20 protein-coding genes are annotated in these 26057 nt (G+C 43.0%); 11 read left to right on the top strand and 9 right to left on the bottom strand.

Features of this window, described 5'->3' with window-relative positions; all coding sequences use genetic code 11:
* Positions 1–25 precede the first annotated feature (25 nt).
* The 5 genes from MHB83_RS04785 (at position 26) to wrbA (ending at position 4957) form a co-directional block, all read left to right on the top strand.
* Positions 26–991 (top strand): ABC transporter ATP-binding protein, encoded by a 966-nt coding sequence (locus MHB83_RS04785; protein ID WP_342496700.1) that lies wholly within the window; start codon positions 26–28, stop codon positions 989–991.
* A complete protein-coding gene (gene opuFB / locus MHB83_RS04780; protein ID WP_212046505.1) occupies positions 984–2501 on the top strand; it encodes an osmoprotectant update ABC transporter permease/substrate-binding subunit OpuFB in 1518 nt (505 codons plus the stop codon). Before MHB83_RS04785 ends, opuFB begins: the two co-directional genes overlap by 8 nt.
* 192 nt (positions 2502–2693) lie before the next feature.
* Entirely contained in the window at positions 2694–3665 is a 972-nt protein-coding gene (locus tag MHB83_RS04775; RefSeq protein ID WP_342496699.1) for a ring-cleaving dioxygenase, read from the top strand.
* Positions 3662–4270: an alpha/beta hydrolase gene (locus MHB83_RS04770; RefSeq protein WP_034620304.1), complete on the top strand. Its 609-nt coding sequence runs from the start codon at positions 3662–3664 to the stop codon at positions 4268–4270. Before MHB83_RS04775 ends, MHB83_RS04770 begins: the two co-directional genes overlap by 4 nt.
* Before the next feature lie 18 nt (positions 4271–4288).
* On the top strand, positions 4289–4957 hold the full coding sequence (wrbA, locus tag MHB83_RS04765; protein WP_034620302.1) for an NAD(P)H:quinone oxidoreductase: 669 nt from the start codon (positions 4289–4291) through the stop codon (positions 4955–4957).
* A gap of 48 nt (positions 4958–5005) precedes the next feature.
* On the opposite strand, the gene katX is transcribed toward wrbA, so the two are convergent.
* On the bottom strand, positions 5006–6595 hold the full coding sequence (gene katX / locus MHB83_RS04760) for a catalase KatX (RefSeq protein WP_050944668.1): 1590 nt from the start codon (positions 6593–6595) through the stop codon (positions 5006–5008).
* 104 nt (positions 6596–6699) lie between these two features.
* Here katX and MHB83_RS04755 point away from each other — a divergent pair, with 104 nt between their 5' ends.
* From MHB83_RS04755 to MHB83_RS04745, 3 genes are all read left to right on the top strand, one after another.
* A complete protein-coding gene (locus MHB83_RS04755; RefSeq protein WP_342496698.1) occupies positions 6700–7356 on the top strand; it encodes a hypothetical protein in 657 nt (218 codons plus the stop codon).
* A gap of 148 nt (positions 7357–7504) precedes the next feature.
* Positions 7505–7999, top strand: coding sequence for an RNA polymerase sigma factor (locus MHB83_RS04750; protein WP_050944666.1), 495 nt, complete (start codon positions 7505–7507; stop codon positions 7997–7999).
* Positions 8000–8857: a DUF3298 domain-containing protein gene (locus MHB83_RS04745; RefSeq protein WP_342496697.1), complete on the top strand. Its 858-nt coding sequence runs from the start codon at positions 8000–8002 to the stop codon at positions 8855–8857.
* A gap of 44 nt (positions 8858–8901) precedes the next feature.
* Here MHB83_RS04745 and MHB83_RS04740 read toward each other — a convergent pair whose 3' ends face one another.
* Positions 8902–9831, bottom strand: a complete 930-nt coding sequence (locus MHB83_RS04740; RefSeq protein ID WP_335355789.1) for a manganese-dependent inorganic pyrophosphatase — start codon at positions 9829–9831, stop codon at positions 8902–8904.
* Between the two features lie 302 nt (positions 9832–10133).
* Between MHB83_RS04740 and MHB83_RS04735 the strand changes: the two genes are divergently transcribed.
* Genes MHB83_RS04735 through rplI form a run of 3 tightly spaced genes read left to right on the top strand, consistent with a single transcriptional unit; the run spans position 10134 to position 13528 of the window.
* Positions 10134–11072 (top strand): YybS family protein, encoded by a 939-nt coding sequence (locus MHB83_RS04735; protein ID WP_342496696.1) that lies wholly within the window; start codon positions 10134–10136, stop codon positions 11070–11072.
* 30 nt (positions 11073–11102) lie between these two features.
* Positions 11103–13082 (top strand): DHH family phosphoesterase, encoded by a 1980-nt coding sequence (locus MHB83_RS04730; RefSeq protein WP_003214961.1) that lies wholly within the window; start codon positions 11103–11105, stop codon positions 13080–13082.
* Positions 13079–13528 carry a 50S ribosomal protein L9 gene (rplI, locus tag MHB83_RS04725; RefSeq protein ID WP_251190546.1) on the top strand — a complete coding sequence of 150 codons (450 nt, stop codon included), beginning with the start codon at positions 13079–13081 and terminating at the stop codon, positions 13526–13528. The genes MHB83_RS04730 and rplI overlap by 4 nt, the downstream gene beginning before the upstream one ends.
* Positions 13529–13568: 40 nt before the next feature.
* Here the strand turns inward: rplI and MHB83_RS04720 are convergent, their stop codons facing one another.
* From MHB83_RS04720 to MHB83_RS04690, 7 genes are all read right to left on the bottom strand, one after another.
* Complete coding sequence (locus MHB83_RS04720; RefSeq protein ID WP_003214688.1) at positions 13569–14783, bottom strand: MFS transporter; 1215 nt, start codon at positions 14781–14783, stop codon at positions 13569–13571.
* A gap of 22 nt (positions 14784–14805) precedes the next feature.
* On the bottom strand, positions 14806–14973 hold the full coding sequence (locus tag MHB83_RS04715) for a YycC family protein (RefSeq protein WP_342496695.1): 168 nt from the start codon (positions 14971–14973) through the stop codon (positions 14806–14808).
* Positions 14974–15023: 50 nt separating this feature from the next.
* A complete protein-coding gene (locus MHB83_RS04710) occupies positions 15024–15758 on the bottom strand; it encodes an alpha/beta hydrolase-fold protein (RefSeq protein WP_342496694.1) in 735 nt (244 codons plus the stop codon).
* A gap of 78 nt (positions 15759–15836) precedes the next feature.
* Positions 15837–16802, bottom strand: a complete 966-nt coding sequence (locus MHB83_RS04705) for an ABC transporter substrate-binding protein (protein WP_003215121.1) — start codon at positions 16800–16802, stop codon at positions 15837–15839.
* Positions 16803–16900: 98 nt separating this feature from the next.
* On the bottom strand, positions 16901–18523 hold the full coding sequence (locus MHB83_RS04700) for a helix-turn-helix domain-containing protein (RefSeq protein ID WP_342496693.1): 1623 nt from the start codon (positions 18521–18523) through the stop codon (positions 16901–16903).
* 124 nt (positions 18524–18647) lie between these two features.
* Positions 18648–18875 (bottom strand): MbtH family protein, encoded by a 228-nt coding sequence (locus MHB83_RS04695; RefSeq protein WP_003215360.1) that lies wholly within the window; start codon positions 18873–18875, stop codon positions 18648–18650.
* Between the two features lie 20 nt (positions 18876–18895).
* A complete protein-coding gene (locus tag MHB83_RS04690; RefSeq protein ID WP_342496692.1) occupies positions 18896–26044 on the bottom strand; it encodes an amino acid adenylation domain-containing protein in 7149 nt (2382 codons plus the stop codon).
* Between the last annotated feature and the right edge of the window lie 13 nt (positions 26045–26057).

Raw genomic sequence — 26057 nt, 5'->3', positions numbered from 1 at the left:
ATAATTGCAGTCAGGGCGTGGGAAGATGATTGAATTTAGGAAGGTATCGATGCAATTTTCAGATGAGCGTTATGCCGTTGAATCCGTTGATTTAGAGATTCAAAAGGGTGAGTTTTTTGTATTCATTGGACCTAGTGGAAGCGGGAAAACGACGACATTGAAAATGATCAATCGTCTCATTTCTTCTACAGAAGGTGAGATTTACATAAAGGGTCAAAAAATAAATGATTATGATCTGTATGAGCTGCGCTGGGATATTGGGTATGTTCTGCAGCAAATTGCTCTTTTTCCTCATATGACCATTGAAGAAAATATCGCTGTAGTACCAGAGCTCAAACAATGGAGCCGGTATGAGATCAATAAGCGAGTGGATGAATTGATGCAGATGGTTAGGCTTGATCCAGCTATGTATCGACATCGGAAGCCGTCAGAGCTATCTGGTGGACAGCAGCAGCGTGTCGGTGTGGCACGCGCACTTGCAGCTGATCCTGAGATTGTCCTAATGGATGAACCCTTTAGTGCGTTAGATCCATTAACAAGGGAGAAATTGCAGGATGATCTGCTTGATTTGCAGCGCCGTATTCAAAAGACCATTGTTTTCGTGACGCATGATATGCAGGAGGCGATGAGGCTTGGTGATCGAATTTGTATCATGAAGGAAGGGAAAGTGGTGCAGATTGGTCGTCCAGAGGAATTGGTTCAACACTCAGTCAATGCTTTTGTTCGGGAGTTTGTCTCAGGTGCTGCTCGCCATGTAGGACAACAAGCGTTTGAGCTAGAGGCCATGGCTAGACCAATGCCTCATGAGTCTCTTTTAGGCTATGAAGCGATCACAGCACATGCCACGCTGGATGAGGTCTTATCCCAATTGGCAAAGCATGAGGAATTGGCTGTGGAAAAGGATGGGGAGCGAATTGGACTAGTGAATCGTCAAGCGGTGATTCAGTTTTTAGCTGATTCTCCTAGAGAGAGGGGCGAGTCACATGAATGATTGGATCAGTGTGTTATTGGATCGAAAAGAACAATTGGGACACGCCTTGCTTGAGCATATTCAAATTTCGTTTATTGCTTTATTTTTAGCCATTTTGATTGCCATTCCCTTAGGTATCTATTTAACGAGGGTGCCAAAGCTTGCAGAATGGGTGATTGGGGTGACGGCGGTCTTGCAAACAATCCCGTCGCTTGCGCTGCTTGGCTTGCTGATTCCTCTCGTTGGGATTGGGCAAGTGCCTGCGATTATTGCGCTTGTCGTTTATGCCCTACTCCCTATTTTAAGAAATACATATACAGGTATTCAGGAGGTCGATCCTTCCCTGAGGGAAGCGGCGCTTGCCATGGGAATGAATCATCGTAAACGGTTATTAAAGGTGGAACTGCCTCTGGCCATGCCAGTTATCATGGCAGGTATCCGAACCGGGATGGTTCTCATTGTGGGAACTGCCACTCTTGCCGCACTGATCGGAGCTGGGGGATTAGGAAGTCTTATTTTGCTGGGGATTGACCGAAATGATATGTCACTCATTGTCATTGGCGCTATACCAGCAGCCTTACTCGCACTCTTATTTGATGTGGTGCTGCGTACGTTTGAGAAAATTTCTTTTAAAAAGACTGTGATTTCTGTGACGGTTTTTGCTGTGATTGCAGGAGCTATTGTCGCGGGCCCAGCACTTTTTCAACAAGAAAAAAAAGAAATCACCATCGGTGGAAAGCTAGGATCAGAGCCTGAAATTCTGATCTCGATGTATAAGCTTTTAATTGAACAGGATACGGATATTCAAGTCAATCTTAAGCCTGGTCTTGGCAAGACGTCTTTTGTTTTTCAAGCTTTACGTTCTGGTGATATTGACATTTATCCTGAGTTTACGGGTACTGCAATTTCTGAGTTCCTTAAACAAACAGCGAAAAGCACAGATAAAGAAAAAGTGTATGAGCAAGCGCGGCGCGGTTTGGAATCATCCTTTCAGCTCCGCCTTCTTGAGCCGATGGCTTACAACAATACGTATGCTTTAGCCGTGCCTCAGTCGCTAGCTGATCAATATGATGTATCCAATATTTCTGATCTAGCTAAAATCAAGAATCGCATAAAGGCTGGATTCACCTTAGAATTTTCTGATCGACAGGACGGGTATCGAGGTATTCAAAAGACCTATCAATTTTCCTTTGATGATGTAGTGACGATGGAACCGAAGCTTCGGTATCGAGCGATTCAAAAAGGAGATATCAATTTAGTCGATGCCTATTCGACAGACAGTGAATTGAGGCAATACAAATTAAAGGTGCTTGATGATGATCAGCATGTTTTCCCGCCATATCAAGGAGCACCGCTGTTAAGGCAGGAGACATTAACGGAGTACCCTGAGATTGAGGCTTCTCTCAATAAGCTTGGTGGTCAAATCACAGACGATGAGATGAGAGAAATGAATTATGAAGTGAATGTGAAAGGTAAGGATGCATTTCAGGTAGCGAAAGCCTATTTAAAAAAGAAAAAATTACTGCGATAATCATGGAAGAGCAGGTCTGTTATGTAAAAGCAGACCTGCTTTTTTAAAAGGAAAAACAAAAATCGTTGACTTTTATTTAAAAACATCATATCCTTAATTCGAGATAAATATATTTTTTTGGTTTAATATCTCGAATTCGAGATAATATAAAGACGTCAGTAAAGACATAATGAAATAGAGGCTTGTTACTTCATGATTAGGAGGTCATTAGAAGTGAAGAAAACAGAAGGAATTCACCATATCACAGCAATTGTAGGACATCCTCAGGAGAACGTTGATTTTTATGCAGGTGTTTTAGGACTTCGTCTCGTGAAGAAGACCGTGAATTTTGATGATCCAGGTACTTACCATTTATATTTTGGAAATGAAGGAGGATCTCCGGGAACGATTATCACGTTTTTCCCTTGGCCAGGTGCTCAAAAGGGACAAATTGGCGCAGGTCAAGTGGGCGTGACGACATATGTCGTACCGCCAGGCGCTTTCTCTTTCTGGAAGGAACGTCTTGAGCAATTTGATATTTCTTATGAAATGGTTGAACGCTTTGGTGAAGCCTTTCTCTCACTTGAAGATCCACACGGCTTGTTGATTGAGCTTGTAGAGCGTGCGGAAGGGAAACAAAATGAGTGGACATTTAACGGAGTCACACCAGATGTCGCGATCAAAGGATTTGGCGGAGCTGTTTTGTTAACATCACAGCCTGAGCAAACGATGCAGCTACTAGAACAAACAATGGGTTTTGAACGAGTTGGAGCAGAAGAGGACTATGTGAGATTCCGTTCGTTTGGTGAGATAGGCAATGTCATTGATGTGAACAAGACACCTGTTGCACGCGGACGTATGGGTGTTGGAGTGGTGCATCATATTGCATGGAGAGCGACAGATGATCAGGATCAATTAGATTGGCAAAGACATATTGCACAAAGCGGGTATCAAGTGACACCTGTGCAAGATCGAAATTACTTCAATGCCATTTATTTTAGAGAGCTTGGCGGCATATTATTTGAAATTGCGACTGATCCTCCAGGGTTTGCACACGACGAATCAGTGGAAACAATGGGTGAAGCATTGAAACTGCCACCGCAATATGAGGCGCAGCGCAGTCAGATTGAACAAATTGTACTGCCTATTGAGGTAAGAGAAATCAAAGGGAAAGGAGATTTATGATGAAACATCTTTTTCGAAAAGGAAAGAATGAACAAAGACCTGTTTTGTTATTACTGCATGGTACTGGCGGGACGGAAGAAGATTTATTGCCGCTTGCCGATTTAGTAGATGCTGACGCATCCGTTCTTAGTGTGAGAGGGAATGTGTTGGAAAACGGTATGCCGCGCTTTTTCAGACGTTTAGCAGAGGGTGTTTTCGATGAGCAGGATTTAATTGAGCGGACAGAGGAACTTTATACATTTATCGGAGAAGCAGCAGATGAATATGGGTTCGATCGTCACAATGTCGTCGCTCTTGGATATTCCAATGGGGCGAACATTGCAGGAAGTCTTTTATTCCATTACGAGGATGCGTTAAAAGGAGCGATCCTGCATCATCCAATGGTTCCAAGACGCGGAGTTTCATTGCCTTCATTGGCGGGGAAACAAGTCTTTATCGCAGCTGGTGAAAATGACCCAATGTGCCGTCCAGAGGAATCACAGGAGCTTGAGCAATTGCTGCAAGGCGCAGGCGCTTCGGTCACACTACATTGGGAAAATCGCGGACATCAGCTAACGAGAGAAGAAGTCGATGCTGCGGCATTATGGTATCGTCGTCAATTTTAATGAAGGTAGGGAATATAGATGGGATTTTTACAGAAGCTTTTTGGGCAAACCAAACAAAAGGAGATGGAACAAATGGAAAACGTAAAATTAGCAATTATTTATTATAGTTCAACAGGTACAAACTATCAGATGGCAAAATGGGCAGAGGCTGGAGCGAAAGAAGCTGGCGCTGAAGTGAAAGTATTAAAGGTTGCTGAATTGGCACCAGAAGCAGTTGTAGCATCAAATCCAGCATGGAAAGCACATTTAGACGAAACAAAGGATGTCCCAGAGGTTCAATTAAGTGATTTAGAGTGGGCAGATGCCATCATCTTTAGCATGCCAACACGTTTTGGTAACCTACCGGCTCAAATGAAGCAATTCTTAGACACAACTGGTGGCTTATGGTTCCAAGGGAAATTGGCAAACAAAGCAGTGAGTGCGATGACCTCTGCACAAAACCCAAATGGCGGGCAGGAGCAGACCATTCTCAGTCTTTACACAACGATGTTCCACTGGGGAGCGATTATTGCCGCTCCTGGATACACAGATGACTCATTATACGGTGCAGGGGGCAACCCTTACGGCGTGAGTGTCACTGTTGACCAAAATGGAAAGATCCAAGAGGACGCAGAAGCTGCTGCAAAACATCAAGCAAAACGTACAGTCAATGTAGCAGAATGGATCAAAAAAGGTCAAAACGCTTAATCAATGAATACAAAAAGAATGCAGCCCAGGCGCTGCATTCTTTTTTATTTAATAAGGATCTGATGGTGTGCTGTTGTTGATCGCTTCGTCTACAGCTTGTGCGGCGCCTGTAGATCCTATAGGTCCGCTTGGTTGCTCTTGTTTAAAAGCTTTTAATCCGTCAGCAACACGCTTTCCGTAATCAGGGTCAGCCTTTGTAAAGTTTTCGATCATTTGCTCTTGAATGTCTGTTTGACAGGTCGCAAGGGTGTTGACTAAGTTCTTAATCAATTCTTCACGTTCCCAATCATTGAAGCGGCGATACGTTTCTCCGGCTTGTCCGAAGTTGTTCGGGCGGTCAATGGCTTCCCGTTTGACGTCACCCTCTACAAAAGGCGTATGATCCTCTCCAGCCTGCTTTGCTTCTTTTAATCCGCCGAGGATCGATGGTTCATAATTCACATGAGGATTTTGTCCTTTGCCTTGATCGACCTGGTATTCCATTTGCCCATCTCTTTGATTCGTGGCGACATGCTTTTTCGGTGCATTGATCGGCAGCTGTAAATAGTTCGGTCCCACACGATATCGCTGCGTATCAGAGTAAGAGAAGGTGCGCCCTTGAAGCAACTTATCATCTGAGAAATCCAAACCGTCTACGAGAACGCCAGTCCCAAAGGCAACCTGCTCAACTTCTGCGAAATAATTTTCTGGATTTTTATTTAATACCATCCGTCCGATCGGTTTCCATGGATAGTCATCCTTGTACCAAAGCTTTGTCGGATCAAGCGGATCAAAATCGAGGTGAGGGTGGGCATCATCTTCCATGATCTGCGCATAGACCTCCCATTCAGGATGATCTCCTTGCTCAATGGCTTCATATAAATCCTGTGTGGCATGATTAAAGTTTTCACCTTGTATCGCTTGAGCCTGTTCTTGCGTCAGGTTGCGAATCCCTTGCTTCGGTTCAAAGTGATATTTGACCAGCACTGCTTTTCCTTCATGGTTCACCCATTTGTACGCATGGACACCTGAGCCTTGCATGTGGCGATAGGTTGCTGGGATGCCCCAAGGTGAGAAGAGAAATGTCACCATATGCGTCGCTTCAGGAGATTGCGAAACGAAATCAAAAATACGCTCGCCGTCCTGCCGATTGGTGACAGGATCAGGCTTAAAGGCATGAACCAAATCTGGAAACTTCAAAGCATCTCGGATAAAGAAAATTTTCAGGTTGTTTCCAACGAGGTCCCAGTTGCCTTCTTCTGTATAAAATTTAATCGCAAACCCTCTCGGATCGCGCAACGTTTCTGGCGAATGACCGCCGTGAATGACAGAAGAAAAACGGACGAAAACAGGTGTCTTTTTCCCTTTTTCCTGAAATAACTTTGCTCTTGTATAAGTAGAAATAGGTTCATCACCGAATGTGCCATAGGCTTCAAAATAACCGTGAGCTCCGGCCCCGCGCGCATGGACGACACGTTCAGGAATACGTTCGCGATCAAAATGACTGATTTTCTCTAGGAAATCGTAGTTTTCAAGCGTAGTGGGTCCTCTATTCCCAACGGTTCTCATATTTTGATTGTCTGTTACGGGATGACCTTGACGATTTGTTAAAGTGTCTTCTGACTCTGAAGATGGTTTAGGGTGTTGATCTTCTTTCAATTAAATCCCTCCTTCAATATCTCCCTAACAATATGGTCATCTTTCTCCCTATTTCATACAAGGATTGATATAATGATTGAAAACTTTCACGAGGAGCGAACCTGATGATTCGATTACACTGCCTTCATGCCCATCCGTCTAATCAGTCCTATATAGAAGAGGTGTTTGGTGATACCGATGTTGAGCTGCATCACACGGTCGATTCATCATTTATAGAACGTGCTACACAAGATCCCGATTTTAATCCTCACAAGCAGCAAACCTATGCCATCAACAAATTGATGAAAGAAGATGAAGCCGACATCATTCTGCTCACGTGTACACAATACATTGCCGCCTTGGGTGATCAGCAGTATCTCTTTAAGCAACCGATTGTTCCGATTGATGAACCGTTATTTGAACTGATTTGTCAGAGAAAAGGGCCTCTTCAACTTGTGTTTTCAAACCCGGATACAGTGGATGGGACAATGGAGCGGCTTGAATCATATGCAAAAGAGCACGGCAAACAGATTGATGCAGGGGTTATGGTGATGGAGGATATCTTTCACCTTTGCCTAAACGGTGACATGCATGCTTATGAGGAGCAAATTAAAAAACAGCTCAGAAGATGTATGAAAAAAAGTGGAGACATTTGCGTGATGCAGCTATCGATGGTTTATGCGGCACAGCAGATGGAAAAGGAGACAGGCATTCCGATCATTCATCCGCTTTCCCCACTTAAACAGTTTGTCCATCAAACAATATCCGCTTTGAAGGAGTGAACCTGTCTGGTTCGCTCTTTTTGTATAGAAACGGAAATGGGATGACATGTTAAAAAATAATCGAGCGCAAACTATTTTCAAAAGGTGCGCGTCTATCCATTGTAAGAAATAACCGATGCGCATTTAAGATAAAGGAGCTCTTTGTAAAATGAAGAAACGAAAAATAGAGGATCAATTTGCTGATTACGTAATGGAGCATAAACACAGTTTTTATCGATTGTCCTATAGTTATGTCAAAAACCCAGAAGATGCGATGGATGTCGTTCAAGAGGCGATTCATAAAGCACTCAAATCTGTTCACCGATTAGAGGATGCGACCAAGATGCATAGCTGGTTTTATAAAATCGTGGTGAATGCTGCCCTTGACTTTTTACGAAAGAAGAAGCGGGTGCAGGTGACAGACGATGACACGCTTGAATTCTTATCACAGGGTGAATCAGATGTATATGAAGATCAAGATGTCAGACGAGCCATAGAGGATTTGCCCGACATGTACCGGGTCATCATTATCTTGAGATTCTTTGAAGATTTAAAACTAGAGGACATCGCCCACATTCTCGAAGAAAACGAAAACACCATCAAAACAAGATTATATAAGGCGTTGCGGCTTTTAAAAGTAGAATTATCGCAGGAGGAAATATAAATGGATAAGCATTTGGAACAGTTAAAAGAGGAATATTTAGAAATCCCTATTCCGCCGGAATATGATGCTATGGTTGAACGGACATTAAAACGAAAAAACAAAAAACCTCATTTTCAGCAATGGACGATCGGACTTGTTGCTGCGGCTGCTCTATTTGTCACGACTGTGAATGTCAGTCCACAGGCGGCAAGAGCGATTTCGGAAATACCTGTCATTGGCGAGCTGGTGAAAGTCGTGACATTCACAGAATTTAAAAAGAGCGATCAAGGAACGAATATTGACCTTAAAACACCACACGTTTCAGGGCTTGGGGACGGAAAATTACAAGACAGCCTGAATCAAAAATATTTAGCTGAAAATAAAAAGCTGTATCAAGATTTTGAGAAGGAAACAAAGGGTTATAAAAATGGTCATTTAAGTGTAGAGAGCGGATATGAAGTGAGAACAAACAATGATCAAATTCTTTCACTAGGTCGATACAAGGTGACGACTCAAGCATCTGCGGCAGAGGAAATGACGTATGATACGGTGGATAAGAAAAATCGTGTACTCATTACATTACCAAGCTTGTTTAAAGATGACCGTTATATTGATGTGATTAGTGAAAATATTAAAGACCAAATGAAGAAACAGATGAAAGAGGATTCAAATAAGATTTATTGGATTACCAAGCAAGATACGGTTGATCCGTTTAAGAAGATTCAGCCAGATCAAAGCTTCTATATCAATTCAAAAGGCAAACTGGTGATTTCTTTTAATGAATATGATGTGGCGCCTGGTTACATGGGTGTAGTGGAATTTACGATTCCAACAAGTGTGTTAAAGGATGTCCTTGTAAGTGATATGTACATTCATTAAAAGAAGAAACAAGACTGCTGAACATGTCAGCAGTCTTGTTGTGTTTATGAAGAAAGTGCGTCTGTCAGTGCAGGTACGACTTGTTTCTTTCTTGATACAACACCTTTTAGTAAAGCGGTGTTGTTTTCAAGTGTGACGTTAAATGCTTTTTCTACTTTTGCAGCTTCGGCACCGAGTGCAAGTGCAAGAGAGTCATTTTCTAGGATGTCTGTGATCACTAGAACGAATAGATCAAGATCTTTCGCTGCGATGACTTCATTGATTTTCGCTTCAATATCAGCCTGTCTTGCTGTAACTTCTGCGATATCTACTGTATTGACTTGCGCAATTTCCACTTTGCTATTGCCTAGTGCGAATTCTTTTGCATCAATTGTAATTAGTTCTTGAACCGTTTTTTGGCTTAGGTCAGCGCCAGCTTTTAGCATGTCTAGGCCGTAAACTTCTGGATCTACCCCTGCAATTTCAGCTAGCTCATGCGCAGCATCAATGTCTTGTTGTGTGCATGTTGGTGATTTGAATAGCAAGGAATCAGAAATGATTGCAGATAAAAGCAAACCAGCGATTTCTTTTTCAATCTTCACGTGGTTCTCTTTGTACATTTTGTTTAAGATTGTTGCTGTACAGCCAACAGGCTCAGCACGATAGTATAGAGGTTCACTTGTTTCAAAGTTGGCAATACGGTGATGGTCAATGACCTCAGTCACTTGTACTTGATCAATATCGCTTACACTTTGTTGGAATTCGTTATGATCGACAAGAATGACTTGCTTTGTTTCGTTTGCAGCCGTTTCAATGAAACGAGGTGCTTCTTGTTTAAAGAAATCTAATGCGTATTGTGTTTCTCCATTGATTTCTCCAAGTCTGACCGCTTCTGCTTCGACGCCGATTTTGTTTTTTAGATCAGCGTAAGCGATAGCAGAGCAAATCGTGTCTGTGTCAGGGTTTTTGTGTCCGAATACGAGTGTTTTTCCCATGTGAATTCTCCTTCTTACATTTATTGATGATGCTTCTATTCTAACAGCTTTTGACCTTGAATTCAGGGTTTATAGCTAAGAATAATCTAAAAAATTGTAACATGCTGTTTGAAAAGTTGCATGTACGAATCGATATCAGTGTTCCACGTGAAACGCTCCTAAGATAGCCTGCATTTTACTTGAGATTTACCGCTATGGTAAAATAAAGGTTGGGGTAAGACATGGTTTAGCTTACATCGTACGTATACATAGAAGGACACATTGAGCAAGATATAGTAAAAGGATTGGATAGAGGTGAAGGTGTGAAACAAACAAAAGCGTTAGTAGAGGGCGCTATCATGATCAGTATTTTCTCTGTCATGACGCTGTTTTATTTGTATGTGCCGCTATTATCCATTATTTTCTTTCTAGCTGCTCCGATTCCGATCATCCTCTATACAATCAGGCACGGCTTGAAAAAAGGAATTGCTGCTGGCGCTATTGGGATAGTGATCAGCTTTTTAATTGGATCTATTAATGGACTCATGACGGCGCCAATTCTGATTGCTGTCGGATTAGGCATGGGTGTTTTCTACAGCAGACGGCAGCCTGGGAATGCCATCATTACAGGTGCGCTGATCTATTTATTTAGTTTTCTTATCTCCTTTGTTGTCAGTGTTCAGCTTTTTCAAGTCGATATCATGGGTATCGCGAAAGAGTCGATTGAGCAAATGATTCCGATGTTAGAGAGTGTCTTAAAGCAATCCGGCGCTTCTGAGCAGGACATTGCGAAGCAGCTGAAGCAGTTCAGAGAGATGCAGGATGCTGCATTGAGTGCTTTACCTGTCGCGCTGTTGATGTTAGTTACGCTGACGGCGTTCGTGAACCACTGGTTTGTGAAGCCTCTGATCAAACGGTTTGTCAAAGACATGCCAGCCTTGAAGAAATTTAAGGATATGCGGCTGCCAAAAAGCATGGTATGGTATTATTTACTCACACTGCTTTTGATGCTGATTCAGACGGAAAAAGGCAGCTTTTTATCGCTCGTTCAAACGAGTGCGTTTCAAATTTTATTTATACTGGTGCTTATTCAGGGATTTTCTTTTATCTTCTATTATTGCCACGAAAAAAGCATCTCAAAAGCGGTGCCCATTTTCGCTATCGTGTTAGGGGTTCTCTATCCGCCAGTCAGTGTGATTGTGCGTATTATAGGGATTGCTGACATAGGCTTTGATTTAAGAGAAAAAGTAAAAAACAAATAATTCACTCTGAATGTTGAGGAGTTGATATCAGTGCCAAGCTTCTATAGAAAACCTGTCATCAAGTATCCGATCATCGCTTTGATTTTCCTTGCGGTGGTCACAGTCCTCCTCAACCTTTATTATAATTGGATCATAGGAGCGGTTGGTCTTTTAGTCCTTGCAGGTGTGCTCTACTTCTTAAAGTGGGCAGATACGCAAGTGCAAAAAGAGATTGATTCATATATTTCAACATTATCCTATCGAGTCAAAAAGGTTGGAGAAGAAGCATTAATGGAAATGCCAATTGGTATTATGCTGTTTAATGACCAGTATTATATCGAATGGACAAATCCATTTCTCGCTTCGTGTTTTCATGAAAGCACGCTTGTCGGCAGATCCTTGTATGATACATTCGAGTCCATTGTGCCTCTTATTAAACAAGAGGTCGAGACAGAAAATGTGACGCTGAATGACCGGAAATTCAAAGTCATTATTAAACGGTCAGAGCGCCTTTTATATTTCTTTGATGTCACAGAACAGGTACAAATTGAAAGACAGTACGAAAATGAACGAACGGTGTTATCTTATATCTTTTTAGACAATTACGATGATGTCACGCAGGGCCTTGACGATCAGGTGCGAAGCACCATTAATAGTGAAGTGACGTCTCTGTTAAACAATTGGGCACAGGAATATGGCATTTTCCTGAAGCGAATTTCGTCCGAACGATTTATGGCGGTTCTAAATGAGAGCATTTTAGCAGAGCTGGAAGCGTCGAAATTCTCTATTCTAGACGAGGTCCGTGAGAAAACAGGAGCGCATAGTGCGACGCTTACCTTGAGTATCGGGATCGGTGCATCCGTACCTTCTTTAAAAGAGCTTGGGGCACTTGCGCAGTCGAGTCTTGATCTTGCCCTCGGACGAGGCGGGGATCAGGTAGCCATTAAGCAGCCGAATGGAAAAGTAAAATTCTACGGCGGAAAAACGAATCCAATGGAGAAACGGACACGTGTACGCGCACGAGTCATTTCTCATGCTTTAAAAGAAATTGTTTCTGAAAGCGGAAATGTCATGATCATGGGGCATAAGTTCCCAGACATGGACTCAATCGGTGCATCCATTGGGATTTTAAAGGTCGCCCAGGCTAATGGGAAAGAAGGCTATATTGTCATTGATGCCAACCAGATTGGGGACAGTGTTCAACGTTTGATTAGTGAAATTAAGAATTATGAAGATCTTTGGTCACGTTTTATCACCCCAGAGGAAGCCATGGAGCTTGCGAAGGATGACACGCTGCTTGTGGTCGTGGATACACATAAACCGTCTCTCGTCATGGAAGAACGACTACTCAATAAAATTGAAAATATCGTGGTCATTGACCATCATAGACGCGGCGAGGAGTTTATCCGTGACCCATTACTTGTCTATATGGAGCCGTATGCTTCATCCACAGCAGAGCTTGTGACAGAGCTTTTAGAGTATCAGCCGAAGAAATTGCGCATTAACATGATTGAAGCTACTGCGCTTCTCGCAGGGATCATCGTTGATACGAAGAGTTTCTCGCTGAGAACGGGATCAAGAACGTTTGATGCAGCATCTTATCTTCGTGCGAAGGGGGCAGATCCTGTCCTTGTGCAAAAATTCCTAAAAGAGACCGTCGATCATTACATCAAACGGGCAAAGCTCATTCAGCATACAGATCTGTATCAAAATCAGGTGGCGATTGCTTCATTACCGTCAGACAGCTCGGAGTATTATGATCAAATCACGATTGCCCAGACGGCAGATTCCCTGTTGTCAATGAGTGAGGTAGAAGCGTCATTTGCTGTCGCTAGACGAGATGACAACACGGTGTGTATTAGTGCGAGATCATTAGGAGATATCAACGTCCAAATTATCATGGAAGCGTTAGATGGCGGCGGTCATTTAACTAACGCTGCCACCCAAATGTATGGTATAACCATTGAAGAAGCGGTAGAGCAGTTAAAAGCTGCCATTGATGAATATTTCGAAGGAGGGGTTCAAAGATGAAAGTCATCTTTCTAAAAGACGTAAAAGGCAAAGGGAAAAAAGGCGAAGTCAAGAATGTAGCTGACGGATACGCTCACAACTTTCTCATCAAACAAGGGTTAGCAGTTGAAGCAAACCCAACGAACCTAAGCGCATTGGAAGGGCAGAAGAACAAAGAGAAAAAGAATGCCATCCAAGAGCTTGAACAAGCGAAACAATTAAAAGAAACACTTGAGACGCTAACAGTGGAACTAACAGCAAAATCAGGTGAAGGCGGCCGTCTGTTTGGATCTATTACAAGCAAACAAATCGCTGATAAATTGCAAAAAGATCATCAAATCAAAGTCGATAAGCGCAAAATCGAGCTGAATGACGCCATCCGTGCATTAGGTTACACAAATGTACCGGTGAAGCTTCATCCAGAGGTACAAGCAACATTAAAGGTACACGTGACAGAACAAGCATAAACCGAAAAGAACCCGTCTCATGAGGAGGCGGGTTCTTTTTTTATGATGGATCTGAAATATAGACGCTTCGTCCGGCTCGCATACCGGAGATAAACATGAAAAATAGGATGATGATAAAGATGATAATGGATGGCGTCCATGTATGTGTGAGATCAAAAAGGATACCGATCATGAAAGGACCAACGGCGGCTAATAAATAACCGAGAGACTGCGCCATTCCGGAAAGGGCAGCGGCTTGCTCCATATTGGTCGTCCGTAATCCGATAAAAGTGAGCGCCAGACTGATGCTGGCACCTTGTCCAATGCCGATCAATAAAACAGAGATCACAAGAATAGGCGTCGATCCTCCGAGAAGAAGCCCAATCATGCCAAGTAAATACACAAGGACAAGGCCCAAGACAAGCGGTCTTTGTGTTTTTAATTTTTCCGCGAAAACAGGCGTTAAAAAGGTGGATGGCAGCCCAGCAAACTGCATAATGGACAGCATCCAGCCGGCTGTCGACAGGTTCATTCCATGTGATGTTAAAATATCAGGAAACCAGGCGATGCTGCTATAAAAAAGGAATGACTGCAAGCCCATAAAAAAGGTCACCTGCCATGCGACACGCGAACGCCATATCGGCTGCTCTGTGAGCGAAATGCTTTTGACGGCCGCTGTGTTCTGATGAAGAAGCTGCGGCGCCCAGACCATCATCGCGAGAAGTGCAAGGCCAGCCCATACGAGGAATGAAGTATTCCAGCCACCAGGCATTGCATGGCTGAGCGGAACACTGACACCTGATGCAAGTGCCGCAAAGACGGACATCGAAGTCGTATACACGCTCGTCATCAAACCAGCATGTGCAGGAAATTTATGCTTCACAAGCCCCGGTAAAAGCACATTACATATCGCAATCCCGACACCGACAAGCGCGGTTCCCACCATTAAGAAGGTGATCGAGCCAAACGAGCGAATCACAATCCCAAATAGAAGGACAGCAAGCCCAAGCCAAAGGGTTCGTTCATTGCCAAGACGCTTTCCGATTTTAGGTGCAATTGGAGAAAGCAATGCGAATGAGAGCAGTGGTAAAGTGGTGAGAAAACCCGCAAGTCCATTTGAAAGCTGCAAATCGGAACGAATGGCGCCGATGAGAGGGCCGACGGACGTAATGGCAGGCCGCAGGTTAAATGCAATGAGTAAAATCCCAGCAATCAGCAGGATGGTTTGTCCCTTGCTGCGGGGATGTAATGTTGATTGTTCTAGTTGTTGTTCCATGAATGTAAACTCCTTTATTTCTTTAAGAAGAACGATCTTTCTTCTGTTCAAGTTCTGCTAGTTTAGCGATTAAGATATGCTGCGGCATATGCATGATTTGTTCAATGGTACATTGAGTGATGCCGCAAGTTTTTGTGCTGTATCGGCTGAGATTTGTAAAGGTCTCATACGCAAATCCCTCCTCTTTCAATCTATAGGTTCCAATATATCATATCGGCTTTGTGCCTTGCAGATAAAAAATTAGAGTTCTCTTTGATAAAACCACTTTAGGGCTGATAAGAAATTTTTTTGAAATTGTTTCAGATGATGGCCCTCCCCTTGTTCGATGTGATAGTGCAGCTGCCATTCCTGCATCCCTTTCTGTAATAAAAGATCATGTAGTTGTTTATTGAATAAAGGCATATGCTGTTGAGCAGATGTTTTGCCTTTACCTTCTTCACTGCTCACAGACAAATAAATAAGGTGATCCACATACTGAATGCTTTGTTGTTTAGCAAACGGCAGAAAATCTTGATACCAAAATGACCCAGAGATAGATGCGATGTTTTTAAAAAGAGCAGGGTACATCAATAAAGTATAAATTGCAAATAGCCCACCTAATGAAGCACCTATGTGACTATGTTCATGACAGGTCTGTTTGACTGGATATTTTCTTTTGATATATGGGAGCAAGTCATTCGCTAAAAATGACATATACGTCTGTGCCTCGCCTTTAAAGTCAGGAAACCCAGAGTGCAGTGATGACGCCTTCCATGGTGTATACTCGTCAAGTCGATTGAAGGGGTGTATGCCGACAATGATGATTGGAGAGATGGTTTTGGCTTCGATCAGTCTTTCGATCTCTAGCAGGTGTGTTCTAAACAAAGAAGAGCCATCTTGTACAAAGACAGCTGGAACATTAATAGAGGTGTCCTGTGGAACGTAAATATCAAGCTGACGCCCGTTAAACTCGTCATATAGAAACGTTCCGTTCATATGTATTCACTCCTCAAGATTCTCAAATAAGCTGAAAAGAAGACATAGGGCTAAACATTAACCCTTTGTCTTCTTTTTTTAGTTGTTTTTCTCTAACCATTTGACGGCCTTATCAAGGAAGGTTGTTTTGCTTAGTGCAGTTCCTCCTTGAAGCATAGGATCAACGACATTTTCATTGATGTGCCCATTTTTCACAGCTTTTAGGCTTGTCCAAATTTTATTTTCCTCTAAGTCCTTTAATGCGTTAGGTTTCGATGAGTTTTCCTCTTTAGAGAACTGAACGAAAATATAGTCAGGATTGAGTTCGCCTAGGCGCTCCAATGAAATCAATGCTTGTGCTTTGGCTTTTTTGATATCACTTGGTGCTGTAAATCCTAAGTCCCCATATAAGGTAGAGTTGAAGTATACGTCTTCAGGGTACACGTACAGGTCGCCTTGTCTAATGCGTAAAATGACAGCTGTTTTGTTGCTGCTTTTGTCTTTCAGGGTTTCTTTCGCTTGTTTGAGGTCTTTCTGATAATCAGAAATGATGTTTTTCGCTTCTTCACTTTTTCCAGTAAGTGTACCGAGCAATAAAAGATTGCTTTCCCAGTCAGAAGAGACATGGGATACTGGGATCGTTGTTTGGACTTTATCCAATTTTTTAATTGTTGCAGGTGGAAACTTTGTTGATCCGAGTATCACGTCTGGTTTTAGTTTTAAGATTTTTTCTAGATTCGGTTCCGTTTTTTCACCGATGCCTTCTGTTTTCGCTGTGATGTCTTTAAATAATTCAGGGAATGTGCCGCCTACTGTAGAAGCACCAATAGGCTCGATATTAAGTAATTTGGCATCTTCCATTGATTCTAGGCTTCCAGCAATGACAATTCGTTTCACTGGCGTTTTGAGTTTGTACGTTTGATCTAAGTAATTGATGTTTGTTTCTGCTATTTCAGCTGACTTGCTTTTGGTTGTGTTTGAAGCAGGTTTATTTTCTGCAGCACCACAGGCAGCTGTAGTGATCGTCATGATACAAAGGATAAGCAATGCTAACCATTTTTTCATTTGTTTTCTCCTTTAACTGATAATTGTTCTCAATTAAAGATTGTATTAGGCTTTTGTCCTTTTATCCATAGACAATTCTCTTTCAAATGATGGACTTTTTACGGAAAAAAAGATAAAAGGTCCTGAATGACTCGTTTATGACTGGCTGCTGTGTATTCACGCCAAGGGTCAGATGCTAGTGGATAGACTGCTTGTTGCGTCACAGCTTTGAGATTTTGCCAATCTTCCTGTTGCTTTAATTTTTGATAAAAAGCAAGGGTTTTTGGCTCCTTATGCAAGTAGAGGAAGATGGCGTCTGGATCTAGCTGTTGTATGGAGCGAATGGTGATTTTCTTTTCTATTAGCTGTCCATCATTCTGAAAAGCTGGCAGAAGACCAATATCATGAAAAATCACTTCTGACATGGTGCGATTTACAGACAAGTAGAGTTGATCTTGAAAGATACGAAGAGGCAGGACGGTTTTTGGTGGATGATCAAAAAGGCATGTCTTTTTCGCCTGAATGACGAGCTCCTCATAATGAATCAACCATTCTTCTGCTTCCTTCGCTTCGTTTAGGAACATAGCTGTTTGTCTGAATTGAGTGCGCCAATCCAAATGGGTGAATGGAACAAAGTGAACAGGACAGATGGTTTTCAACACTTGTTTTTCTTCCTCTGTCACATGATCATTGGCAATGATCAGCTCAGGTTTTGTTTCCTTTAATTGCTGTAAATTGGCTTCAGCGTGCTCATTGATCCGATGTGCACTCAGATGAATCGGGATTTCTTCTGCATGATGCTCAAAATCATGTGCTGTCCATTTAGGGTGAAGAGGGGCAGCATACGGGATGATATGAATGGGTGTGAGCTGACCGAGTATGGAATGGCCATAGGCTGCAATTTTCCGCTGACGGCTTTTCATATAAGTAGAAGGGGTCATGCCCGTTTTTTTCTTAAAGATGCGGCTAAAGTAATAGGGATCTTGATAGCCGATTTCCAGTGCAATGTCTTTGAGCTTTGCGTTGCCTTTTGCCATTAGCTGTTTGGCTCTAGCCATCCTTTTCTTGGTGATATAATCAGTGACACTCACATTAAAATGCTTTTTAAATAGCTCACTGTAATGATTGGCGCTGATACCAGCCATTTGAGATAGACTTGTAAGGCTGAGGGGTTCTTCGGAATGTTGATCAATATATTGTTTTGTTTTGAAAAGGGCATGTGTCGTGTCACAAATATCTTCATTATGCAGTGTGAAAAGCTGCAGGATGAGCTGTTGAAAAAGGGATTGGCTTCTAAAAAAGCTAACGGATTCATGTCTTTTCCATTCCTCTGTCATTTCGGACAGTAAAGAATGAATTTGTTCAATTGAGCTAATATCGATAAATTGCCATACATTCAGTAAAGACCGGGCATGTTCAGTTGATACTTCTTCTATGTGTTGACCTTGCGGCGTGTACATTTGAAAGCGAAGCAGATAGAGCTCGTGTTTTTGATAAGGCTTTGTTTTTAACATAAATGTCTCATCAGACAGAATTGTATAGAGCGTTAGATTTTTCAATCGCCATTTTTGATCGTTCAGCGTGAGTAAGCCGCTGCTGCTTATGCTAACGAGGAGGCAAAATGTATCTGATAATTGCTGCTCCTTATGCGGAAGCTCTGCATTCTTTATTTTTTCAGCAAATGTCAATCGATAGATGAATTGTTCGGCATTTGCCATTGTACGTAATTGATTGTTTCCCATAAAACCACCTGATCTCTTATTTGTTGATAAACATTCTCAATTAAATTGTAGCAGAAAGAGCTGGAAAGATGGTGATGTTTATTCTGTCAAAAAAGCACCCTGATTCAGATCAGGGCGCGATGATTTAGTCTGTTTTTCCATGTGCTAGCGCAGGTTCTTTTGTTAAGCTTAATGGTCGTAAGTCCTGCCAGTGTGTCTGGATATAATCGATGCAGGCATTTCTAGTGTCTTCACCAAAGACCTTTTCCCACCCATCTGGCACTGGTGCAAATGATGGCCAAAGTGAATGCTGTCCTTGTTCATTGACAAGCACAAGAAATACACCGTCTTCACGATCAAAGGGATTTGTCATTTGTCATCTCTCCTTTATTCTTAGTGCTTTTGTTTGACCCGATGCAGAGCGTTGTCTAAGATGACACCAATTTCTGCTAGGGGTTTAGGCTGGCACATGTCTTTGTGCCGGCAATGAATGTCGTGCTGTTCAATGGTTCCGTTGATATAAGGTGCCCATGCTTCGGGATCAATTGGTGTAAACCAATCTGGGATAATGGTAGATCTAAAGAATAAAATGTCCCCATGATAAGTTTTTGGCTGATATTCTCCGAGCAATCGAACTGAATTGACATAGGTTTCCTTTAGATTTCTAATGGCATCTTCACTTAAGCTTGCTAGTGCACTGCCGTCTTTCTTCAAGATGTCGACAGCACTTTTCATCGTGAGCGGTTCACCTGTTAAGGTATCTGGATCATAACCCCCGAGTGCAAGAAGAGCGATTAGTGCTTCTTCTTCATCGGGTGCTTCTTTAAGCGGTAAGAAATGGTTTGGATAGGCATCTAGCATCGCAACGAGAGCAATTTCTTCACCTTGCTGCTGGAGTTGTGTAGCCATTGCCTGTACAACGTTTCCGCCTAGTGACCAGCCAAGAAGATGATAAGGGCCTTTTGGCTGAATCGTTTGGATGTGCTTGATGTAATCCGCAGCCATATCATCTAGTGTGTGCGGGTAGTCATCTTTTCTTGCGATTCCTCTTGCCTGTAATCCATAAATAGGAATGTCTTTCTCTAATGTATTCAAGAGACCTGCATAGCACCAGCTAAGACCACCAGCTGGGTGAACACAGAAGAGAGGATATCTTTCTCCATTTGTTCGTAGCGGCAGCAGGATTTCTAGTGCGTTTTCATCGCTTCCTGTTTCTAGTTTCTCTGCCAAACTTGCAACATTTGGTGCTTCAAACAACGTTCCGATGCTTAGTTTGACACCAAGTGCATCACGAATGCGGCTGATTAAACGAACCGCAAGTAATGAGTGCCCGCCCATATCAAAAAAGCGATCGTCAATGCTGATTTTTGGCAAATCAAGCACCTCTTCAAAGAGGTGGCATAGAACTTCCTCTTTCGGGTTTCTTGGGCCGCGGCCATCCGTTTGCTGTATATGCAATTGAGGTGCCGGTAGTGATTTTTGATCAAGCTTCCCGTTTGCTGTAAGTGGCATCGTATCAATCTGTACATAAGCCGCAGGCACCATGTAATCAGGAAGACTGGCTGCCGCAAAATGGCGAAGGGTCTCTGTATCGAAACGGTCTTCTTCAGTTGTGACGATGTATGCGACTAAGCGTTTGTCACCAGGCTGATCCTCTCGCATAATGACTGCAACTTGTGCAACTGCATCGTGGCGTGATAGAACGGCTTCGATTTCTCCAAGTTCAATTCTAAACCCGCGTATTTTAATTTGATGATCAGCTCTGCCAATGTAATCAAGTGCCCCTTCTTCTGTCCAGCGAGCGAGGTCGCCAGTTCGATACATCCTTGTGCCAGGTGCTCCATAAGGATCGGCAGGGAATCGATCTGATGTCAGGTCAGGCCTGCCTAGATAACCTCTAGCCAAACCAGCTCCAGCTACATACATTTCACCTGTCGTCCCAGGTGGAACAGGCTGTAGGTATTCATCAAGTACGTACACGTGTAAATCAGGAATCGGTTTGCCTATTAAGCTGCTGGATTTCTTTGCGATCATGTCTCGATTGAGTACATTGTACGTAACGTGTACGGTGGTTTCTGTAATGCCGTACATGTTAATTAGCTTTGGCTTGCAGTCTGAGTGACGGCTGTACCAATCTTCTAATCTGCTAAGCTCTAATGCTTCACCGCCAAAGATGACATAGCGGAGTGATAATGCTTGACCAAGTGTTTGTTGTTCCTTGTCTATCTGAATGAGCTGATAGAAGGCAGAAGGTGTTTGATTAAGCACAGTCACACCTTCATCGACTAGAAGCTGCAGCATCTCTTCTGGAGAACGAGAGATGGTATGAGGAACAATGACAAGCCGACCGCCATATAAAAGGGGACCCCATATTTCCCAAACTGAAAAGTCAAAGGCATACGAATGGAACATTGTCCAAACATCCTCTTCATCGAAATGGAACCAATGTTCAGTAGATGTCAGAAGACGGATGACATTTTGGTGTGGGATGACCACTCCTTTTGGTTTCCCTGTAGATCCGGATGTATAAATAATATAGGCCGGATGCAGAGGAGATAGCGGCTCAATTCTGTCTATATCAGCCGGATTGTGATTTGGCGTAATCTGTAATTGATCATTTGTTTCTTTTTCGTCTAACAAAATCAAATCGCAATCAGCAGGGAGATGCAATGCAGCTGCTTTTGTTGTGATGCTGCAAACTGGTTTGGCATCTTGTATCATGTATGCCAGCCTGTCTGCTGGATAATCAGGATCAAGCGGAACATAGGCTGCGCCTGCTTTATGAACGGCTAATAGGCTGACGAGCATATCGATTGATCTAGGCAGGGCAAGTGCAACGAACTGTTCTGGTCCAACGCCTCTTTCTATTAATAAATGAGCAAGACGATTGGCTTTGTTGTTTAACTCTTCATAAGTAAGCTGCCACTTGCCATCCGTTACTGCCACTCGATCAGGATATTGCTGCACCGTTTTTTCAAATAAGGTCGGGAGACGAAGTGCTTGGTCTAACTGAGCGAATGTCTTTTTGTCAGGTAGAAATGTTTGCCGCTCTTTATCTGATAAAATGTTCACTTGACCAATCGGCAGATGTGGGCGCTCAGCTATCTCTGTTAAAAAGCGCTTCATTCTGGCAGCGATTGCTTGAATGGTACTTTGTTTAAATACATCTGTGCTGAATTCAAACAATCCTGTTAATCCTGCTGCTGACCCAGTTTCAGTTCTTTGTTCTGTTAATTCGATGGTCAGATCAAATTTAGCTGATCCTACTGGTTTCACGTAGAGGTCTGAGTCAAGTTGTGTCAGCTTCATTTCCGCCTTCGGTGTATTTTGGAAGGCAAGCATGACCTGGAACAATGGATTGCGTGATCTGGAGCGGTTTGGATTTAGAATTTCCACTAGCCGTTCAAATGGCAGATCCTGATGCTCATAGGCTGCTAAGTCAACGTCTCGCACTCGCTTCAATAGCTCACTAAAGGTTGGATTACCAGCTGTATTTGTACGTAATACTAGTGTATTCACAAACAATCCCACAATGTCGTCAAGTGCATCGTCATTCCGCCCAGCAATTGGACTGCCAATAGGGATATCTGTTCCCGCTCCAAGACGTGTCAGTAATGCTGCAAGTGATGCTTGAAGCACCATGAACAAGCTCACCTGATGCTGCTTTGCAAGTTCAAGGAGCAGCTGGTGTAAAGCGGGCTCAATCGTAAAGTCGATCGTAGCACCGTTGAAGCTTCCTTCCTGTGGACGCGGGTAGTCATAGGGAAGCTCCAGTTCTTCAGGCAGGTCATGTAAGGCACCTGTCCAATAGGTAAGCTGCTTGGCAAATAGACTATCCGTCTCTTTTTCACTGCCCAACAGCTTCTGCTGCCAAATAGCATAGTCAGCATATTGAACAGGTTCGGCTGGCAAGGAGATTGATTTTCCTTGTATACGGGCTTCGTAAGCAGCAGCTAAGTCTCGTGTCAATGGTGCAAGTGACCAGCCGTCACCAGCGATATGATGCAGCAATAGAAGCAGCACGGATCGATTTGCATCAAGTATGAATAATTCAGCTCGAAGTGCAGGTTCTTCTTCAATCTTAAAGCTATAGCGAATGGCTTCGTTTAACTGATTATCAATTTGTTGATCACTTGAAGCTGTGACGTGGAGTTCAGGCTGAACACTTTTCGGGTGTAAAATAACCTGTCTTGGCATGCCGTTCTTATTTGGAAAGATGGTTCTAATGGTTTCATGTTTTTCAGTGATATCTGCTAAAGCACCACTGAGAGCTTTTTGATCTAATGTACCTGTCAGCTGAATGACAAGTGGAATATTATAAGTTGGACTTGGACCTTCAAGGCAATGAAGGAACCAGAGCCGTTTTTGGGCAAAGGATAATGGAATTTCATCTGGCTTTTTTTCTACCTGAAGCGGCGGCCGAATGTCCTTTGCTTTGTCTAAGTGCTGTGCAAGTTCAGCGACTCGAGGTGATTCAAAAATGGTGCTCATGCTTAGGTCTGCACCGAATGTATCGCGTATACGTCTAAGCAGACGAGCGGCAAGTAAAGAATGTCCGCCTAAATCAAAGAAACTATCATCTATGCCAATTTGAGATACGCCAAGGGTTTCTGCAAATAAACTACATAACATGTCTTCTTGGGGTGTTCTAGGTGTACGCTCAGAACTAACTAAAGACATATTTGGCACTGGCAATGCTTTGCGGTCGATTTTGCCGTTTGGTGTAAGTGGAAGTTCCGGCAAAAAGACAACAGCAGAAGGCACCATGTAGTCTGGAAGTAACGCAGCCACAAACTGCCTAAGCTCTGAAGGGTGAAGAGAAGAGTCGTCTGTCAGCACAACATACGCACAAAGCAGCTGTTGTCCAGGTTGATCCTCCCGAACGATAACGGATGTATGCTTTATGGCTGGGTGCTGCATAATAACTGTTTCAATTTCACCTAGTTCAATACGGAAGCCGCGAATTTTAATTTGATGATCAGCACGGCTAATATAATCAATCGAGCCATTCTCACGCCACCTGGCTAAATCACCCGTGCGATACATTCTCGTGCCTTTTGTGCCGAATGGATCAGCGACAAATCGTTCAGCCGTTAAGTCATATCGTCCAAGATATCCTCTGGATACTCCTTCACCTGCAATATAAAGTTCACCGATTGATCCTGCTGGGACTGGGTTTAGTCCTTCATCTAAAATGTAAATGCTCGTATTCCAAATGGGTTTGCCAATCGCCGGTCCACTATTCTCTCGATGTGCTGTGACATTTTCCATGGTAGACCAAATCGTCGTTTCTGTAGGTCCGTACAAATTGGTAATGTCGCATTGAAGAGATTGTAATGTGTGCAAAAGGGAGGCAGGGAGTGCTTCTCCTCCAACAAGAACACGCATACCTGTTATCACGTCAGGGTAATCATCTGCTAACGCATGCCACAACGTTGGTGTTGCCTGCATGATTGTGACATGATGAGAACGAATCATGTCTGAAAGCTTTGCTGGTTCTTGTATCGTTTCTTTTTTTGCCAATAATATAGCGGCACCATGTAAAAGCGGGAGGAACATTTCTAGCCCGGAAATATCAAAGGCAATGGTCGTTACCGCTAAAAGCTGGTCCCCTTGATCTAATAAAAATGAATCTTGCATGGACAATATAAAGTTGATCACATTTCGTTTTGTTACAACAACACCCTTTGGTTTGCCTGTCGATCCTGACGTGTAGAGGATGTAAGCCGGGTGATGCGGGGAGCCTTCGCTCCAAGTCGGATTGAGATGCGGGCTGCCTGCTATCTCCTGATGAACAATTGAATCATCCAGTTGAACGATGTGCGGATGCTCCAAACCGTCTGCTGTCTCTTTGACTGTGAGCAAGCACGCCGGTTTGGCATCTTCTAGCATATAGTCGACACGATCGTTAGGGTAATCAGGGTCTAGTGGCAGATATGCGGCTCCTGTCTTGATAACGGCTAATAGACTTACGACCATATCGATGGAACGAGGCAGAGCAATTGCGACAAATTGTTCTGGTCCAATGCCGCGCTTTTTCAAATAATGAGCCAATTGATTTGCCCGCTGATTCAACTCTTCGTAGGTCAAAGTGATTTCTTCAAACTGTAATGCTTTTGCTTGTGGTGTTTTGCTGACTTGTTTTTCAAATAGTTCCCGTAAAGATTCTTTTGGTAATTCTCGTTTTGTATCATTCCAGTGCTTGAGAATGTTCTCTTTTTCTTCAGACAAAAGAAGGTTGAATTGACTGATCGTCTGATCTTGCTCTAGTCCGGTTATTTCCTCCAGCAATTGAAGAAAACGCTGCTGATGAGCGTCAACTGTTTGCTCTTTGTAAACGGCAGGGTTTGCATCAAAGTCGATTTGAAATCCGTTCCCATCTGCGCGGTCGTATATGTTGATCGATATATCATCTACGGGTCCTGCTGAAAGATTATGTGCTTGACCAATGCTCTGATCGAACTTGAGATCATAATCAAATGGCATGATATTGATCTGCGGGCCGAATAATCGTTGATTTCTTCCGATGAGTTTAAAGTCTCTCCGCATGTCTTCATGACGATATCTTTGATGAGGACGAATGGCTTTCAGTTCATCAGATACTTGGCGAACAAGTGCTGAGAGCGTCATTTCTGGTTTGCATGTTAAACGAAGCGGTACCAGGTTCATGACCATTCCGGGTGTTTGCAAGGCGCACGATCCAAGGCGCATCATAACAGGTAATCCTAAAACAATATCATGTGCACCAGTCATACGATGCATATATAGAGCGGATGCCGCAAGAATCATTTCATGCCACGTACCACCGAAAAATTGAGCATTTTTTTTCATTTTGCTTACCTTTTCGGCATCGAAGCTAGCCGTTTTGCGGATAAAATGATCCGACGTTCTTGGGGCAAGCTCAGCAAGGCTGACAATTTCAGGTTGATCAGCAAAGCGATTTTTCCAAAAAACTCGATCATCTTCATACCGATTGGACTGTTGATAGGTGATCTCCTCTTGGACTACGTCAAGTAAGGCTCCAAATGTTTGAGGAGGCACAGGTGTCCCTTTCGATAGGGCTGAATAGACCTCAGCAACACGACGTGCAATGAGCGAAAAGGCGAATCCATCAATGGCAATGTGATGAATGCGCTGATACCAGATAAAACGGTCGTCAGCAAGTTGAAAAAGTACTTCACGGAATAATACATCTTTCTCTAAAGAGACTGGTGTTGCAAGGTCTGTCTTCATCCATGCTATAGCCGCATCAAGCGGCTGTTTTTCATTTTGTAAATTGATAGATTGAAATGGAATCTCTTTCTTAGATATCAACCATTGCTTTGGACCGTCAGTATCCTCAACGAAGCGCATATACAAGGAATCTGCTTCTAAGACAGTCTTTCTAATGGCTGCTTCAAAGTGTACGGGATCAATAGGACCTTTAATATCTATATACTCAGCTGTATTGAAAATAGGGTTAGATGGATCAAGCTGCTGCGCATACCAAATGCCTGATTGGGCACCGGTTAGTGGGAATGAATCGACTGACTGGATCGACAAGGGTCTATACCTC

Origin of the sequence: Bacillus sp. FSL K6-3149 (assembly GCF_038630515.1) — a bacterium.
GTDB classification, from domain to species: domain Bacteria; phylum Bacillota; class Bacilli; order Bacillales; family Bacillaceae; genus Bacillus; species Bacillus pumilus.
The sequence above is the reverse complement of the archived record's forward strand: the minus strand, read 5'-3'. Positions and strand labels throughout refer to the sequence as shown.